The 16,010-nt window shown below is 70.1% G+C and carries 14 protein-coding genes and 2 pseudogenes; 12 read left to right on the top strand and 4 right to left on the bottom strand.

What is annotated here, in order from left to right:
- Both ACWCXB_RS35915 and ACWCXB_RS35910 read left to right on the top strand, forming a co-directional pair.
- A pseudogene (locus tag ACWCXB_RS35915) lies at positions 1-429 on the top strand (ABC transporter); the annotation flags it as partial.
- On the top strand, positions 426-1,217 hold the full coding sequence (locus ACWCXB_RS35910; protein WP_450728588.1) for an ABC transporter permease: 792 nt from the start codon (positions 426-428) through the stop codon (positions 1,215-1,217). The pseudogene ACWCXB_RS35915 and the gene ACWCXB_RS35910, both read left to right, overlap by 4 nt.
- Here the strand turns inward: ACWCXB_RS35910 and ACWCXB_RS35905 are convergent.
- Complete coding sequence (locus ACWCXB_RS35905; RefSeq protein WP_450728586.1) at positions 1,198-1,431, bottom strand: hypothetical protein; 234 nt, start codon at positions 1,429-1,431, stop codon at positions 1,198-1,200. The genes ACWCXB_RS35910 and ACWCXB_RS35905 overlap by 20 nt on opposite strands.
- A 444-nt stretch (positions 1,432-1,875) precedes the next feature.
- Between ACWCXB_RS35905 and ACWCXB_RS35900 the strand changes: the two genes are divergently transcribed.
- The 3 genes from ACWCXB_RS35900 (at position 1,876) to ACWCXB_RS35890 (ending at position 3,290) form a co-directional block, all read left to right on the top strand.
- Positions 1,876-2,058, top strand: a complete 183-nt coding sequence (locus ACWCXB_RS35900; protein WP_450728585.1) for a hypothetical protein — start codon at positions 1,876-1,878, stop codon at positions 2,056-2,058.
- A gap of 172 nt (positions 2,059-2,230) precedes the next feature.
- Complete coding sequence (locus ACWCXB_RS35895; protein WP_450728583.1) at positions 2,231-2,950, top strand: hypothetical protein; 720 nt, start codon at positions 2,231-2,233, stop codon at positions 2,948-2,950.
- Between the two features lie 73 nt (positions 2,951-3,023).
- Positions 3,024-3,290, top strand: coding sequence for a hypothetical protein (locus tag ACWCXB_RS35890; protein WP_450728581.1), 267 nt, complete (start codon positions 3,024-3,026; stop codon positions 3,288-3,290).
- 84 nt (positions 3,291-3,374) lie between these two features.
- Here ACWCXB_RS35890 and ACWCXB_RS35885 read toward each other — a convergent pair whose 3' ends face one another.
- Together ACWCXB_RS35885 and ACWCXB_RS35880 are read right to left on the bottom strand one after the other, a co-directional pair.
- Positions 3,375-4,037: a class I SAM-dependent methyltransferase gene (locus ACWCXB_RS35885; protein ID WP_450728579.1), complete on the bottom strand. Its 663-nt coding sequence runs from the start codon at positions 4,035-4,037 to the stop codon at positions 3,375-3,377.
- 83 nt (positions 4,038-4,120) lie between these two features.
- Entirely contained in the window at positions 4,121-4,279 is a 159-nt protein-coding gene (locus ACWCXB_RS35880) for a hypothetical protein (protein WP_450728577.1), read from the bottom strand.
- A gap of 153 nt (positions 4,280-4,432) precedes the next feature.
- Here ACWCXB_RS35880 and ACWCXB_RS35875 point away from each other — a divergent pair, with 153 nt between their 5' ends.
- The 3 genes from ACWCXB_RS35875 to ACWCXB_RS35865 all read left to right on the top strand — a co-directional run bounded on the left by ACWCXB_RS35875 (position 4,433) and on the right by ACWCXB_RS35865 (position 8,288).
- Entirely contained in the window at positions 4,433-4,975 is a 543-nt protein-coding gene (locus ACWCXB_RS35875; RefSeq protein ID WP_450728590.1) for a (2Fe-2S)-binding protein, read from the top strand.
- Positions 4,976-5,061: 86 nt separating this feature from the next.
- Positions 5,062-6,057, top strand: coding sequence for an FAD binding domain-containing protein (locus tag ACWCXB_RS35870; protein WP_450728575.1), 996 nt, complete (start codon positions 5,062-5,064; stop codon positions 6,055-6,057).
- Positions 6,054-8,288, top strand: coding sequence for a xanthine dehydrogenase family protein molybdopterin-binding subunit (locus ACWCXB_RS35865; protein WP_450728573.1), 2,235 nt, complete (start codon positions 6,054-6,056; stop codon positions 8,286-8,288). Before ACWCXB_RS35870 ends, ACWCXB_RS35865 begins: the two co-directional genes overlap by 4 nt.
- 179 nt (positions 8,289-8,467) lie before the next feature.
- On the opposite strand, the gene ACWCXB_RS35860 is transcribed toward ACWCXB_RS35865, so the two are convergent.
- A complete protein-coding gene (locus ACWCXB_RS35860) occupies positions 8,468-9,715 on the bottom strand; it encodes a PP2C family protein-serine/threonine phosphatase (RefSeq protein WP_450728571.1) in 1,248 nt (415 codons plus the stop codon).
- A 698-nt stretch (positions 9,716-10,413) separates the two neighbouring features.
- Here ACWCXB_RS35860 and ACWCXB_RS35855 point away from each other — a divergent pair.
- The 4 genes and pseudogenes from ACWCXB_RS35855 to ACWCXB_RS35840 all read left to right on the top strand — a co-directional run.
- Entirely contained in the window at positions 10,414-11,013 is a 600-nt protein-coding gene (locus ACWCXB_RS35855; RefSeq protein WP_450728569.1) for an LAETG motif-containing sortase-dependent surface protein, read from the top strand.
- A gap of 242 nt (positions 11,014-11,255) precedes the next feature.
- Positions 11,256-12,872, top strand: coding sequence for a phospholipase D family protein (locus tag ACWCXB_RS35850; RefSeq protein WP_450728567.1), 1,617 nt, complete (start codon positions 11,256-11,258; stop codon positions 12,870-12,872).
- Between the two features lie 252 nt (positions 12,873-13,124).
- Positions 13,125-14,056, top strand: a pseudogene (locus ACWCXB_RS35845) (lytic polysaccharide monooxygenase).
- A 905-nt stretch (positions 14,057-14,961) separates the two neighbouring features.
- The coding region (locus ACWCXB_RS35840; protein WP_450728565.1) for an ALF repeat-containing protein at positions 14,962-16,010 on the top strand (1,049 nt) is incomplete at its 3' end.

Below are 16,010 nucleotides of genomic sequence, written 5' to 3'. Positions count from 1 at the left end.
ATCCGCGAGCTGGTCTCCGACGGCGTCACCGTCTTCCTCACCACCCAGTACCTGGAGGAGGCCGACGAGCTCGCCGACCGTATCGCGGTGCTGGACGACGGCAAGATCGCCGCCGAGGGCACCGCCGACGAGCTGAAGCGGCTCGTCCCCGGCGGACACGTCCGGCTCCGCTTCTCCGACCCGTCCGCGTACCAGAGCGCGGCCATCGCGCTCCGCGAGGTCACCCGGGACGACGAGGCGCTGGCGCTGCAGATCCCCAGCGACGGCACCCAGCGCGAGCTGCGCTCCATCCTCGACCGGCTGGACTCCGCCGGCATCGAGGCGGACGAGCTGACCGTGCACACGCCCGACCTCGACGACGTGTTCTTCGCCCTGACCGGTTCCACCGTGCCGAGCCAGCCCGACCAGCCCAAGGAGGATGTCCGATGAGCTCCCTCTTCCTCGCCGTGCGCGACTCGTCCACGATGCTGCGGCGGAATCTGCTGCACGCGCGGCGCTACCCGTCCCTGACGCTGAATTTGCTGCTCACGCCGGTCATGCTGCTGCTGCTCTTCGTCTACATCTTCGGCGATGTGATGAGCGCCGGCATCGGGGACGGCGGGGCGGGCCGGTCCGAGTACCTCGCGTATCTCGTCCCGGGCATCCTCATGCTGACCATCGGCGGCACCACGATCGGCAGCGCGGTGTCCGTCGCCATGGATATGACCGAGGGCATCATCGCCCGCTTCCGTACGATGGCGATCCACCGCGGGTCGGTGCTCATCGGGCACGTCGTCGGCAGCGTGCTGCAGTGCGTGATGAGCGTGGTCCTCGTCGGGGCCGTCGCGGTGGCCATCGGGTTCCGGGCCACGGATGCCACCGCCCTGGAGTGGATCTTGGCGGTGGGGCTGTTGACGCTCGTCGCCCTGGCGCTCACCTGGATCGCCGTCGGGATGGGCCTGTCCAGCCCGAACGCCGAGGCGGCCAGCAACAACGCCCTGCCGCTGATGGTCCTGCCGCTCCTCTCCAGCGCCTTCGTGCCGGTCGACGCGATGCCGGGCTGGTTCCAGCCGATCGCCGAGTACCAGCCGTTCACCCCGGCCATCGAGACGCTGCGCGGGCTGCTGCTCGGCACCGAGATCGGCAACAATGGGTGGCTGGCCGTCGTCTGGTGCCTGGGGCTGGCCGTACTCGGCTACTTCTGGTCCAAGTCGCTGTTCAACCGCGACCCGAAGTAGCGGGAGAAGGACCGGTCAGCAGCTTGAGGGCCGCGGCCCGCAGCTCGTCCCGCTCCAGGGCGGCGTACTCCGACACCGCGTCGGCGTACGCCGCCCCGTCGGCGTTCTCCGCCGCCTGCCGGGCCCGCGCCGCCGACATCGTCGGCTGGAACTCGCGCTGCACCCGCAGCCGTTCGCCCTGCGCATCGAGCACCACGCAGTAGTGATGCTCCATACCGAGGTCCACCCCGGCCCAGACCCGGGTTCTGACACCCGGACTGGCGCGGTGCGGTCACCGCCCGAGTGATGCACGGTCAGTTTCGGCGCGCTGCACCAGCACACGACGTGCCGAGCCGAGCAGCAGCCGGCCGCCGCCCGCGGCCGCGCCCAGACCCGGGCCGCCGCCGACGTGCTGGAAGCGGCACCGGCCACGTACGCCGACCGAGACCGCCGCAGACAGAGAGCCAAGGCCAAGCTGCGCCGCGCCTTCACCGCGGCCCGTACGGCCAACCGAGAGCTCGCCGCCCTCTACGCCCCGCACGCCCGCGGTCGCGGTCGCGGCACAGGCGGCCGGCGCCGCTCCGCCGTCTGCGGGGACGACCAGGACCGGGCCGGGACTGCACCTGCTAACGGGGACCTTCCCTTGTTTCGAAAGAAGCAAAGTCCATACGCTTATTTCGTGCGAGGGGTCAACATCCGTGACACCGGCGAGTTCGTCACCAACCTGGTGACCCTGCCGCAAGGCCGCTGGGCCAGCGTGCAGCAACTGTCTCCTGAGCTGCATGAACAGATCCCCGGCGTTGTCGACGCCTTTCACTTCCACCGGGCTGAGCCCCGGTTTCCTCCAGGAGGTTGCTCATGATTGAACGCAAGGATGTTGCATTCGAAGCCGACGGCGGTGTCACACCACGCCCCACCTGACCCACGCCATCGACGACGGCATAGCGACGATGCGTGGCCCGGCACTGGCCCATCCGGCCGAAGCAACGGCTCCCCTCCCGGACCGGCGAACACAAAGCACGGTAGGAACCAACGTGAATGATCTACTCACCAAGGCGATCGAGGCCCATGGCGGCAGCGAACGCTGGCAGGAACTGGCCCAGGCGCAAGCCACCCTTGTCAGCGGTGGCGACCTGTTCACCCTCAAGGGCCTTGCGCAGGATGCCGCGCCGCGCACGATGACCGTCAGGCTGCACGAGGAGCATGCCTCGGTACAGCCCTTCGGCGCTCCAGACCAGAGAACCGACTTCACACCCGGACGAGTGAGCATCGAGAGACTCGACGGGCACGTGGTGGCCGAACGCAAGGACCCTCGGACGTCCTTCTCCGGACACACACTTGACACACCCTGGGACCCGCTGGACCGCGCCTACTTCAACGGCTATGCGTTGTGGACCTACCTCACCACGCCCTTCCTGCTCGCCATGCCAGGGTTCACGGTCACCGACATCGAGCCGTGGCGGGAAGGAGATGAGCTCTGGCCGGGACTGCGTGCCACCTTCCCGCTCCACATCGCGAGCCACAGCACCCACCAGGACTTCTACTTCGGTCCCGACCGGCTCTTGCGGCGCCACGACTACTGCGTCGACGTGGCCGGCGGATTCGCCGCCGCACAGTACGTCTACGACTACGCAGAAGCTGACGGCATCGTGCTGCCCACCAAACGCCGGGCTTACCGCCGCGACACCGACGGTCGCCCGCTCATGGACCGTGTCATGGTTTCCATCGACCTCTCCGACGTCCACTTCAGCTGACGCAGCCCTCGGTCGAGGTCCTCCTCCGTACCTGTGTGAGAAGCACAGCGCCCTCTTCAGGTACGCCACCGCCGTGCTGCGCCTCGGCAACCAGCCCGGGCAGTACATCGTCACCGTGGAGCACCGCGAACACACCGTCCACGGCGGTCCTGACCGCCTGGACGACGCCCTCTGGGGATACGGCTGGACGGCGGCGCCCGGGCAGGACCTGGCCCAGGCGCTCACCGCGGTTGACGCCGAGCATGTCCTGGCCGCCACCCAGGACGGCGTCTACGAGTCCCCGGACGGCGGCAGGACCTTCACCAAGCGGCTCGAGGTCGCCGCCGGAGACGGCCACTGAGCCGGTGGGACGGAACGCTACGCGAGGGCACGGCCATGGTCCTGGCGGAGCCGGCCTTCCCGGACGTCGAGTCGGGGTCCGGCGTCACCTGGGCACCGTCTGGGTGATCCGCCACAGCCGTCGTGGCAGCTCGCCCTCCTCGAACGCGTGCACCTCTACGAGTTCCCACCCCTCCGCCAGGGTGTCCACCAGGGCTCGGTCGAAGAAATGCACCGCGAAGCCGCCGTGTTCGAAGATGTCGTCGCCGTACGCGATGCCCGCGCCGTAGTGGACGTCGCCGGTGTGGCGGACGGTGAAGACGAACGTACCGCCCGGGCGCAGGACGCGGCGGACTTCGGCGACGAGTTGCTCGATCTCCTTGGTGGACAGCGCCATGCACAGCAGCATGTGCGCGAAGACCGCGTCCACTGAGGCGTCCGGCAGCGGAAGCGGCTCACGTACGTCATGCACCGTGGTGCTCACCGATGCGCCGAGCCCAAGGCGACCCGCGGCGGACCTCAGCTGTTCCAGGCCGGTGGGGCTGAAGTCCGTGGCCTGCACCGTGAAGCCGCAGCGCGCGAAGTACAGGGCGTCCCGGCCGTGCCCTGCCCCCAGTTCCAGCACCTCTCGGGCTCCGGCCGCGCGGAAGACCGCGGCGGCGTGGACAGCAGGGGCGGAGGGTTCGTCGCCGTACATGCCCGGGTGAGCGGCATAGGTCTGCTGCCAGTGCGCACGCTGCGCTTCCGCCAGGTCGCGGTCCTCGTGCATCCGTACTCCTGTGATCCCCATCGCCCCGTGCGGGAGCGACCCTAACCCTCCGGATACAGCCGGCGCCGCAGCCGCCGGCTGAGTCAGGGCGTGACGAGGTACGTCAGGTTGCCGGGGAACCCGGCCGCCGCGCGCTGCAGCCCGTGCGCCCACTGCTCGAACTCGGCCTCCTTGCCGGCGGTGACGTCCCGGGTGAAGACCATGGTCACCGGCCTTCGCGCGCCAACTCCGTTGTCGCGCATGCTCGCTCCGCCTTCCCACACCCCGGTGGCGACTCCGCTCCCGTACCGGCATCCAGTTGCGGCCTATTTATCACTGTATGAGCATTGAGGATGACATTGCCCCAGGAGGAGCTTATGCCTGCACGTGGCTCGGCAGTCACCGAGCGTGGCCGCATGCTCGAGGAGCGGGGACCCGGCCCGGTCGAGGTCACCCTGAAGATCAACGGCGCCGAGCACACGATGGAGATCGAGCCACGCGTGAGCCTGCTCGACGCCCTGCGCGAGCGCGTGTACCTGACGGGGGCGAAGAAGGGCTGCGACCAGGGCACGTGCGGCGCCTGCACGGTGTGGGTGGACGGGCGGCGCGTACTGGCCTGCCTCACTCTCGCCATGACCTGCGAAGGCCGTGAGGTCACCACCATCGAGGGGCTCGCGGAGCAGGGCGAACTGCACGACATGCAGCAGGCGTTCATCGCCGAGGACGCGTTCCAGTGCGGTTACTGCACCCCGGGCCAGATCATGTCGGCCGTGGCGCTCCTCGAGGAGGGGCACGCGGGCGACGACACCGAGATCAAGGAGTGGATGAGCGGCAACATCTGCCGCTGCGCCGCGTACCCGCACATCCGGGCCGCCATCCGCGCCGTCCGTGACCGGGAAGGCCGGGAAGAACGGGAAGAACGGGAAGGCCGGGCAGAACGGGACGACCGAGCCGAGTAGTCCGAGCAGGCCCGGCAGACCGAACCAGCACGCCGACCGAGCAGAGCACGCCGACCCGAATGTGACCCGAACCCAGGGAGCCCGCCGTGCGGCCCATCACCTACTCCCGCGCCCCTGACACGGCCACCGCGATCGCCGCCGTCAGCTCCGACCCCACCAGCGACTTCCTTGCCGGAGGCACCACAGAGGTCGACCTGCTCCGGCAGAACGTCCTCACCCCCCGCCGTCTCGTCGACATCAACGATCTCCCCCTCACCGGGATCGAGGCCACCCCCGAGGGTGGTCTGCGCATCGGTTCCCTGGCCCGGATGAGCGATGTCGCCGCGGCACCCGTCGTCCGGGAGCGCTTCCCGGTCATCGCCCAGGCTCTGGAGCTCGGCGCGTCCGCGCAGCTGCGCCACATGGCCTCCATGGGGGGCAATCTGCTCCAGCGCGTGCGCTGTTCGTACTTCCGCGACGCCGAGTCGCCCTGCAACAAGCGGGAGCCGGGCACCGGCTGCTCCGCGATCGAGGGCTTCAGCCGCGGGCACGCGGTGCTCGGCACCAGCGAGCACTGCATCGCGACCCACCCCTCCGACGTGGCCGTGGCCCTCATGGCCCTCGACGCCGAGGTGCACACCCAGGGTGCCGAGGGCGAGCGCACCTACGCCATCGACGACTTCTTCCTGCTGCCCGGCGACACCCCGCACCGCGAGCACCCCATGGCGCACGGTGAGCTGATCACCGCCATCGAGGTGCCGGCCGCGCCGGTCGCCCGGAGGTCCCTGTATCTGAAGGTCCGCGACAGGGAGTCCTACGAGTTCGCCCTGGCCTCCGTGGCCGTGGCGCTGTCGCTCGTGGACGACACGGTGGCGGACGTACGGATGGCCATCGGCGGTGTGGCCACCAAGCCCTGGCGTGCCCGGCGCGCGCAGGACTTCCTGATCGGGGCGGTCGCGGAACGGGTGAACTTCGTGCAGGCCGCACGGGTGGAGCTCGCCGACGCGCGGCCCACCGCGCTGAACGCCTTCAAGGTCGAACTCGCCCAGCGCGCGATCGTACGCGCCCTCGAAACCCTCGCGGGGAACGGGAGCCCAGCATGACCACGGCAACCCCGGCCATCGGACAGTCCCTCGATCGCGTCGACGGCCGCCCCAAGGTGACGGGCGCGGCGCGCTATTCCGCCGAGGTCCCGATCCCGGGCCTGACCTATGCGTACATCGTCGGAGCCCGCATCCCCAGCGGCCGTATCACCGCCATCGACACGGACGCCGCCCTGGCGGAGGACGGTGTGGTCGCCGTACTGACCCACCAGAACCTGCCCAAGATCGCCACCCAGCCGCCGCTCATCCCCTCGCTGGCCGGCACCGCCGCGCCCGGCCAGACGTTCTTCCCCATGCAGGACGACACCGTCCACTACGCGGGCCAGCAGGTCGCTCTCGTCGTCGCCGACACCTACGAGCGCGCCCAGCACGCGGCGAGCCTGGTGCGGATCACCTACGAGGAGACCCCCTCGGTCACCACGATCGACCAGGGGCGTGACCAGGCGTACGAACCCGAGACGATCTTCGGCGGGTTCGTGCCGGGCCGGGTGGAGCGCGGGAACGCCGAAGCGGGCCTCGCCCGGGCCGATGTGCGGGTGGACGCGACGTACACGTTCGCCGCGAACAATCACAACCCGATCGAGCCGTCGGCCACCACCGCCGAGTGGCAGGGCGACGAGCTTGTGCTGTACGACGCGACCCAGGGCGTCAACGCCACCCAGATCACCGTCGCACAGCTGCTCGGCATCCCGTTGGCGAAGATCCGCGTCATCGGCCATTTCGTCGGCGGCAGCTTCGGCTGCAAAGCCATGATCCACAACCATCCGGCGCTGGCCGCGATGGCCGCACGCGAGGTCGGCCGTCCCGTCAAGCTCGTCCTCACCCGTGAGCAGATGTTCACCTCGGTCGGCCACCGCGAGGAGCAGGAGCAGCACCTCACGGTCGGCGCCACGCGCGACGGCCGGCTGACCGCGATACGCCACCACAAGCTCTCGGTCTCCTCGCACTTCGACAACTGGGCGGAGCCGTCGCTGGGCGTCTCCTCGCAGATCTACGCCGCTCCCGCCTACGAGGGCGTCTACCGGCTGATCCGCGGCAACACCATGACGCCCACCTTCATGCGCGCGCCCGGCGAGGCGTCCGGGATGTTCGCCCTCGAGTGCACGATGGACGAACTCGCGTGGGAACTCGGCCTGGACCCGATCGAGCTGCGCCTGCGCAACTTCAGCGACCGCGACCCCAACACCGGCAACCCCTGGTCCAGCAACGGCCTCAGGGAGTGCTACGAGCGCGGCGCCGCCCGCTTCGGCTGGGGCCGGCACACCGCGGAGCCCGGCACCCGGCGCGACGGGAACTGGCTGATCGGCACGGGCATGGCCACGGCCGGATACCCGGTCTTCGCGCCCAGCAGCCCGCAACGGGCCCGCGCCCGTGTCTACGCCGACGGCACCGCTGTCGTGCAGGCGGCGACCCCCGACTTCGGCACCGGCGTGGCGACCGTCATGACCCAGGTCGCCGCCGACGCCCTCGGCATGCCCTTCGACCGGTGCCGCTTCGAGAACGGCGACACCGACCTGCCCAGCATCGCCGCCGCCGTCGGCTCCTCCGGTGCGGGGATGATCAGCGCGGCGGTGCACAGCGCGGCGACCGCCCTGCGCAACCAGATGATCGCCCGGGCCGTCGTCGATACGGGATCGCCGCTGCACGGCGCGAATCCGGTCGATGTCGTCGTCCAGGACGGCGTCATGACCGCGGGAGCCTCGGGCGAGTCGTATGCGGCGCTGCTCCAGCGCAGCTTCCGGCCGGACGCGGAGGCCACCGGATCCTGGAGCCCGCCCGGCCCGGACGGGGAGTACGGCATGCTCACGTTCGGCGCACAGTTCGCCGAGGTGGCCGTGGACCCGGAGCTCGGGCTCATCCGGGTGCGGAGGATGACGGGCGCCTTCGCCCCCGGACGGGTGCTCAACCCGAAGACGGCCCGCAGCCAGCTCATGGGCGGCATGCTCTGGGGGTTGGGGCAGGCGCTGCTGGAGGCCAACTACATGCAGCCCGGGACGGGGCGCTGGGCCAACTCGAGCCTCGGGGAATACCTTGTCGCGGTCAACGCCGACGCCCCCGACGTGGACATTGAACTCATCGAGGTCGAGGACCCGGTCGTCAACCCGCTCGGGGTGAAGGGCGTCGGCGAGATCGGCCAGGTCGGCGTCGCAGCCGCCATCGCCAACGCGGTCCACAACGCCACCGGCCGCAGGATCCGCAAGCTGCCGATCACGGTCGAGGACATGCTCTGAGCATCGAGGACGTGCTCTGAGCAGGGGCGCCTCGGGTCGGGGTTCCCGGTCCAGCTCCTCGTCACAGGCCAGGACCGACCGGCGCCGCCGGTCGGCGAGTGCGTCAGCGCGGGTGCGCCGGTCGGCGAATGCGGCGGCCGGCGAGTGCGTCAGCCCGCGAGTGTGTGCCCGCGAGTGTGTCAGAGGCGGACGACGACGATGGCGATGTCGTCCCGGGCACCACCGCTGAGGCCGAGGCGGGCCAGCAGGAAATCGGCGAGGCGCTCGGGGGCGAGCCGGCTGGAGTGGGCCAGCGCATCGGTCAGCCGGGCCAGGCCGGCGTCGATGTCCTCGCCCCGGCGTTCGACAAGCCCGTCCGTGTACAGCACCAGGGTGTCGCCGGGGGTGCAGGAGACACAGGCCTGGGGGCGCGGGACGGGCTCGGTGCGGGCGCCCAGGGGCGGATCGGTGGCCTGGTCGAGCAGTTCGGTGGAACCGTCGGCGTGCAGCAGGACCGGCGGCGGGTGGCCGGCACTGCTGTAGGCGATCCGGCGATCCGTGGTGTCGATCAGTGCCTCGACCACGGTCGTGGCCAGCGCACCTTCGACCGAGGCCGCGTATTGATCGAGGAGTTCGAGGGCCTTGGCGGGTCCGTCGACGGTGCGGGTGGCGGCGCTCAGCGCGCTGCGGAGCATGCCCATGACGGTGGCGGCCTCCAGACCATGGCCGACGACATCGCCGACCGCCACCGCGAAGCGGCCTTCGGTCAGGTCGACGAGGTCGTTCCAGTCGCCGCACACGTTCAGCGAGCCGATGGCGGGCACGTAGCGCACGGCGACGTCAGGGTGGCCGGCCAGGTCCGGGGAGTGGAGCATGGCTTCCTGCAGCGTGACGGCGATCTCGCGTTCGCGGGCGTGGGCACGGCGCAGGTCATCGTTGAGCCGCTGCAGTTCCCGCGCGCGTGCGTACAGCTCGGCTTCCATCCCCGCTTCCCGCTCGCTCAACTCAGCACCGGGAAGGCCGTGGTGGGCGCGCCGGGCAAGGACGAACGCGGTCACGTCCTCCACCCGATGGATGATCCACGCCACCGTCCCGTCGGATGCGAGAACGGGGGTGTTGATCGGAGACCACCACCGCTCCTCGAACTCGCCGGGCCGGTACGCGATGGGAATGTCGTACTTCTGCAGCGCCATCGTGTCGGGTTCCCGGGTGGCCAGGACCCGGCGCAGCGAGGCGTTCAGATTCCGCACGCCATCGGCGTCGGGGTCCTCGGGGTTGTCCGGGAAGGCGTCGAAGAGGTGCTGCCCGAGCAGGTCGTCACGGGTCCTCCCGGTCGCCTGAAGGTAAGCATCGTTGACGTCGACGATCACCAGGTCCGTGCCCAGCACCAGGTAAGGACTCGGCGTCGCGGCGAACAGCGCCGCATAATCGATCTCCCGTGTCGCCACAGGCTCCCTGCCAGTGCTTGTGCCCCGACGAACCTCTCTCCGATCAATCTAGGGCGCGGCCGGTGTCCACGCTTGCCACGAGCCACCGACCGGACCACGCGGCCAGAGCGTGGTCGTCCGGTGCACGGCGTCCCGAGACGCCGCCCCGCTCGCTGAGCCGGAAGGGCCATGGGCACCCCATGAGAGTTGTATGTTCCTCCAGTACGGGTCCGGGTACGGACTGCTGAAGACCTGCTGGCCTCAACGCTCGGTGCACCGGCCGTGGCACTCGGCGCGATCGAGGGCTTCTCGGACTTTGCTGATCGGCTCGGTCCAGTCACTGGGCAATCTGGCCGCTCGGCCGTCGCCGGCATTTTCTGGACGGCTCTGTCCCCGACGGCCGCCTTCGTCTACCTCGCTGCCTGGATGCTCGTGGCCGTCGCCGCATTTGCCACGAGTGCGGATCGACTCCGTGCGCGCCCGGGGCCGGTCCGGTGCCCAAGAACACCGACCAACTGCACACCCTGGCATGAAACTGCGGGCCGAAGCGTCCTCCTGTTGCCGTCAAGTACCGCTGATGCGGCCATGGTTCGCTGCTCCCCTTCGCCATCGATGCGCGGCGCGTGCAGGGGGGCGAGGTGCGAGACGGGGCCGCGGGAGGAGTACTGTGCGCTGCCACCAGACCGAAGTACGGAAGTACGGAAGTACGTGGAGGATTGATGAATGCACCTACCCGTGCGTGGAAGCGCTCGGGCGCTCTTATAGCGGGCGCGGCCGTTGGGTTCATCGGAGTGGGCCTGTGCGCCACTCCGGCATCGGCCCACACTCCCCTGTGGACGGTGACCTGCTCCGAAGTCACCGTCGACCTCAAGGCATACAACGACGACGTCACCAACACGGTGACCATCACCGTCGATGGCAAGGACCTGCTGCCCGCCAAGAAGTTCGGGCGGGAGTTCCACGACAAGCTGCAGCTGCCGGAGCACAAGGCGGAGGTGTCGGTGCGCCTCGTCGTCAAGGCGGGCGACGGCGAGAAGTTCTCGCACGACGAGGTGAAGACCTCGCCGGTCTGCGAATCCACGCCTCCGTCGGAGACTCCGAAGCCCTCGGAGCCGCCGAAGCCTTCGGACACTCCGACCACCTCCGCGCCCCCTGTCTCCGACGCTCCCTCGCCGGCGCCCACCACGCCGCCGGGCGACCTCGCGGAGACGGGTGGATCCAGCGCCACCCCCGTGATCGCCGGTGCGGCAGCCCTCGCTGTCCTGGCCGGTGGCGGCATCCTGGTGGCGACGCGCAAGCGCCGCGCCGCACGCGACTGATCTTTGCCAGGTGCCATGTCCTGCGGCCTTTCCGGCCGCAGGACATGGGGTCACGGCCCTTCAGAGGGTCGCCGCGGTGGGAGGCGTACACCGGTCCGCAAACACACTGTGTGCGGGTCGGCGCGACCGGCCGCCCACCGGTAGCTCGCCGCAGGCGCCGGCGGCCTCCCGCGCTCCCGATAAACGCCCACGAACCGGGTAGCCGCACTGTGGGGACCGACAGGGCGTCGGAGGGCCTTGGTGTGGAATTCAACGACTGGCTGCTGACCCGCGGTGAGCGCGGTAATCCGGCGACCCGGCTGGACGACCGGCGGCCGGACCGGATGGCCTGGTCCGACGGCAATCACGTGCGGCCCCTGGTCCACGGCGCGACGTACTTTCCAGTGCTCCTCGACGCGATCCGCTCGCAGCGCACCGGAGACCTGCTCCTCTTCACCGACTGGCGCGGTGATCCCGACGAGCGGCTCGCCGGTCCCGGTACCGAAATCGGCACCGTTCTGGCCGAGGCGGCCGAGCGCGGTGTGATCGTCAAAGGGCTGATGTGGCGATCCCATCTGGACCGCTTCCAGTTCAGCGAGACCGAGAACCGCCACCTCGAAGAGGAGATCAAGGCCGCGGGCGGCGAGTGCCTGCTCGACATGCGCGTGCGCCCCGGTGGCTCGCACCACCAGAAGTTGGTCGTGCTCCGGCATCCCGGCCGCCCCGAGCACGACATCGCGTTCGTCGGTGGGACCGACCTGTGCCACAACCGCAACGACGACGCCTCCCACCGCGGCGACCCGCAGTCACTCCCGATCGCAGCCGCGTACGGACCGCGCCCACCGTGGCACGACATCCAGCTCGCGATACGCGGACCGGCCGTCGGCGACATCGAGGCGTGCTTCCGCGAACGCTGGGACGATCCCTCCCCACTCACCCGCAGCCCGCTCACCCGCCTGCGTGAGTTCGCCCACCGGGAGGACACCCACGCGGACCCGCTGCCGCCCCAGCTCCCCGACCCGGAGCCCTGCAGCCGACACGCCGTCCAGGTGCTGCGTACCTATCCCAACCGGCTGCTGCGCGGCTACGACTTCGCTCCCGACGGCGAGCGCAGCGTCGCGCGCGGCTACCTCAAGGCTCTGCGGCGGGCAAGGTCACTCATCTACCTGGAGGACCAGTACCTGTGGTCACCGCTGGTGGTCGAGTGCTTCGCCGACGCGCTGAGCGCCCACTCCGACCTGCGCCTGATCGCCGTCGTCCCCTCCGTACCGGAGCAGGACGGGCGGCTCACGCTGCCGATGAACCTGGTCGGACGGATCAGGGCCCTGGACGAGCTGCGTCGCGCGGGAGGTGGGCGCGTCGCGGTGTACGGGGTGGAGAACCACGCCGGGACACCGGTGTACGTCCATGCCAAGGTGTGTGTGATCGACGACGTGTGGGCCTCGGTCGGATCCGACAACATCAATCTCCGTTCCTGGACCCACGACTCCGAACTCAACTGCGCCGTTCTGGACGAGAACACTGATCCGCGTGAGCCGCGCGACCCCGGCGGGCTCGGTGACGGCGCCCGCAGCTACGCCAGGAACCTGAGACTGGAACTCTCGCGCGAGCACCTGGACCGCGAGCAGCCCGAGGGCCGGGACGCGCCCGACGACCTCTGCGATCCCGTGACCGCGTTCGATCGCTTCGCGGCCGCAGCCGACGCGCTGGACGCCTGGCATGCCAACGGTCGCCGCGGTGCCCGGCCTCCCGGGCGCCTTCGCACCTACCGCCTGCCGGACCTCTCACGTGCGGCGATGACGCTCTCCGTGCCGCCGTACCGCCTCTTCATCGACCCTGACGGCAGACCTCGCATGCTGCGGCGTCACAACGCGTACTGACGCGATCGAGGGCACCCGGTGCACCGGTGGTGGCATGGACGGTCGACCGGTGTACATGCGGGACGACGCGCCGCACCGCCGTCGGATGCAGGCCATCTTCCGCCATCTGAGCGCCAGTTCACTGGTTGCTGGCGGGTGAGGGCCTTTTGCTCGACGTCGATCGGGGTTCGGGCTGAGCACTGCCGTGGTTCTGCGCCGTACTGGTGGGCAAGGCGAGCGTCTGCCGTTTCGGCCCAGGGAGGTCTGTCAAGGATGTCCACTCATCGCAGCACCATGGTCATGGTTTCACTCGTCGGTAGCGCCCCGTTGTTCCTCGTCGGGGTCGCCGCCGGCCCCGCCGAGGCACATGGCGCCCCGACCGATCCGATCAGCCGGGCCGTCGCGTGCAGTCAGCAGGGTGGGCATGCCGGCTCGGCCGCCTGCGTCGCAGCTGCCGAGGCGGGTGGGAGCGCGGCGTTCGAGGAATGGGACAACATCCGTGTGGCAGATGTGGCGGGGCGTGACCGTACGAAAATCCCCGACGGAAGATGTGCAGTGCGGGCATCGACGCGTACAAGGGCCTGGACGTCGCGCGCGCCGACTGGCCGGCCGGCACGCTCGAAGCAGGCGAGCCGTTCACTCTCACCTATGCGTCAACCATCCCGCACCGGGGCACTTTCAGCGTGTATCTCACCAAGGACGGCTACGATCCGAACACGCCGCTGTCCTGGGACGATCTGGAGAATGAGCCGTTCGTGACGGCCACCGACCCGGTACTCCAGAACGGTAGCTACCGCATCAAGGGCACTCTGCCCGAGAGGCGAACCGGTCGCCATCTGATCTATACGATCTGGCGGAACACCGACACGCCCGACACGTACTACTCCTGCTCCGACATCGTCGTCACCGATGCCGGTTCCGCTGCCGGCGACGAGGCGCAGGTCGACGAGAACGCCGAGGACAACCGCAGCTCGACGGACGCCGAGGGCTCACCGTCGGCCCCGGGCGTCTCCGCCGGCCGGCCCACGGCACCGCAGCCGCCGGAGGCCCCCGCCTCGTCCCGACCGGAAGCCGCCGCGAAGCCCTCGTCGAGCACAGCAAGCTCGGGTGGCGTTCCCCTTGCGGTCACTGCTGCGGCAGTGGCGCTGGTCGCCGTGGGCGCCGTTGCCGGCGGCCTCCTCCGACGCTGGTGGCGCACCCGCTGATCGGTGTCCAGTGGGTCGAGATGGCCCCTTCGCGCCCGGCTCGGTGATCCGCAGCTGTGCCGACTGTGCCGTCCGTGCCGCGTGACGCCCTCACCAAGCCCGTCGTTGGCAGAGTCCCAGGGGCTGGAATCGGCCAAAGTGTGACTGAAGTTGGCTGTGAACCTACTGTGAAACCCCCGGACGCCAAGTGAAGATCATCGGGCTGATCACCCCACTCTGAGGGGGCAGGGGCGTTCGATCGGCGTGGGCATGCGGCGATGACCAGTCGCTCGAAGCCGGCCGCGCATGACCAAGCGGCAGTTCTATGGGGGATGGATGCATGACGCAGCGCGCTCAGACGGCCGACTGCCGTGACGCCGACGGCGATGGCCGCGGCAACCACCTGGCAGTTGGCCGAAGGCCGGTGTGTCCAGCGCCGCCGACGGGTCCGACGCGCTCGTTGAGACTTCGGTGAGAGTCGACTGTCCGGTGCCCCGCGGGGACCTGTGCGTTCTGTCGTCCCGGTCGGCGACCCCGGCACCACTCCCGCCGGCGGCGCCGCGCTCGTCGCAGGCGGTACGAACGTGCCGACGCGACGTGGTGTCCAACGGCCCTCACACGGCACGGTGAACCCGAGCAGCACCATCGACACACCCTGAGACCGGCCGGAGGCCGGATCTGCGAGGGAGACGACGGCGGCCCCTGGGTTCCGGCGGGCCGGGCGCCGACGAGCAGTTCGAGGCGACAGGCGTCGAGACGTCCGCCCGGACGACCAGCAGCGGAAGCGAGTGGCGGGCCCCGACGTCGTAGGGCGTCGACGGTGCCGTCGCCGACCACCCGAACCACTTCATCCGGTGGAGGGAATCCCACAGCGCCGACGGCGACGTGTCCCTTCCTGAACATCACTCCGACAAGGGAGAAATGCATTGCTGATCAGGTCACGCGTTACGCCTGCCGGGCGTGGCTTCGTGGCGGCGCTGATGGCCCTGGCGCTTGTCCTGGGCATCAATACGCGTCCTGCCGCGGCCGAGGAGGTGCCGGCGTACGACAGAACCGACGTACTCGAGGCGTGGAAGGACGGCGGCCCAGGGGTCCGGCGGGCGGCCGAGGCCGCCTTGCTGGGGTCGGACGAAGACGTCCAGACCTTCATGGCCAAGGACCTGCCGCGCATCTGGGAACACGACCTGCGCGTCCAGGTCATGCAGATCATGGCCATGGGCGGTCCGGGCGTCCGCGCCGCGGCCAACACCGCGCTGGACGGCGGGGCCGAGGAACTGCAGGCGTTCCTGAACGGCGGACTCGTCAAGCCGTATGAAGACGACCTGCGCGTTCAGGTCGGCCAGATCATGTCCGCCGGCGGTCCGGCTGTGCGGCAGGCGGCGAGCACGGCCATGGACGGAACGCCCGACGACTACCGCGAGTTCATCGACAAGGGACAGTTCCGGCCGCGCGAGGAAGACAACCGCGTACAGGTCCTGCAGCTGAAGTCGACGGGCGGACCGAACGTACAGAAGCTCGCCCAGCAGGCGCTGGGCGGCTCTCCGGAGGACATCCAGGAGTTCCTGGACCACGGGTGGCAGGTCGCCGCCGCGCGGGACCAGGAGACGCTCAGCATCTCGCAGCTGGCTGCACTCGCCGACCGTGCACAGAAGCAGGCCACACAGCTGACCGAGCAGGCCACGGAAGAAGCCGCCAAGGCGGAGACCGCCACGCTCAGGGCCAAGGAAGCCGCACTGGAGGCGGCCCGCGAGGCCAAGGCGGCCCAGTCGTCCGCCGGGCAGGCGTCAGCAGCCGCGTCGCGGGCGGCCGCCGCTGCCGACCGGGCGGCCGAGTCCGCCCGGACAGCGGTGTCCGCGGCCGCGGCGGCCAACCCGTCCCCCCGCGGGGCCCCCCCAGCCCCGGCACACGCAGCATACGCCAGCCCCGCCGACCACAGGGCCCCCATGGCCACCCCGGCCGCCACCACGGCCGCGTC

This window comes from Streptomyces sp. NPDC001514 (assembly GCF_053597075.1).
The sequence above is the reverse complement of the archived record's forward strand: the minus strand, read 5'-3'. Positions and strand labels throughout refer to the sequence as shown.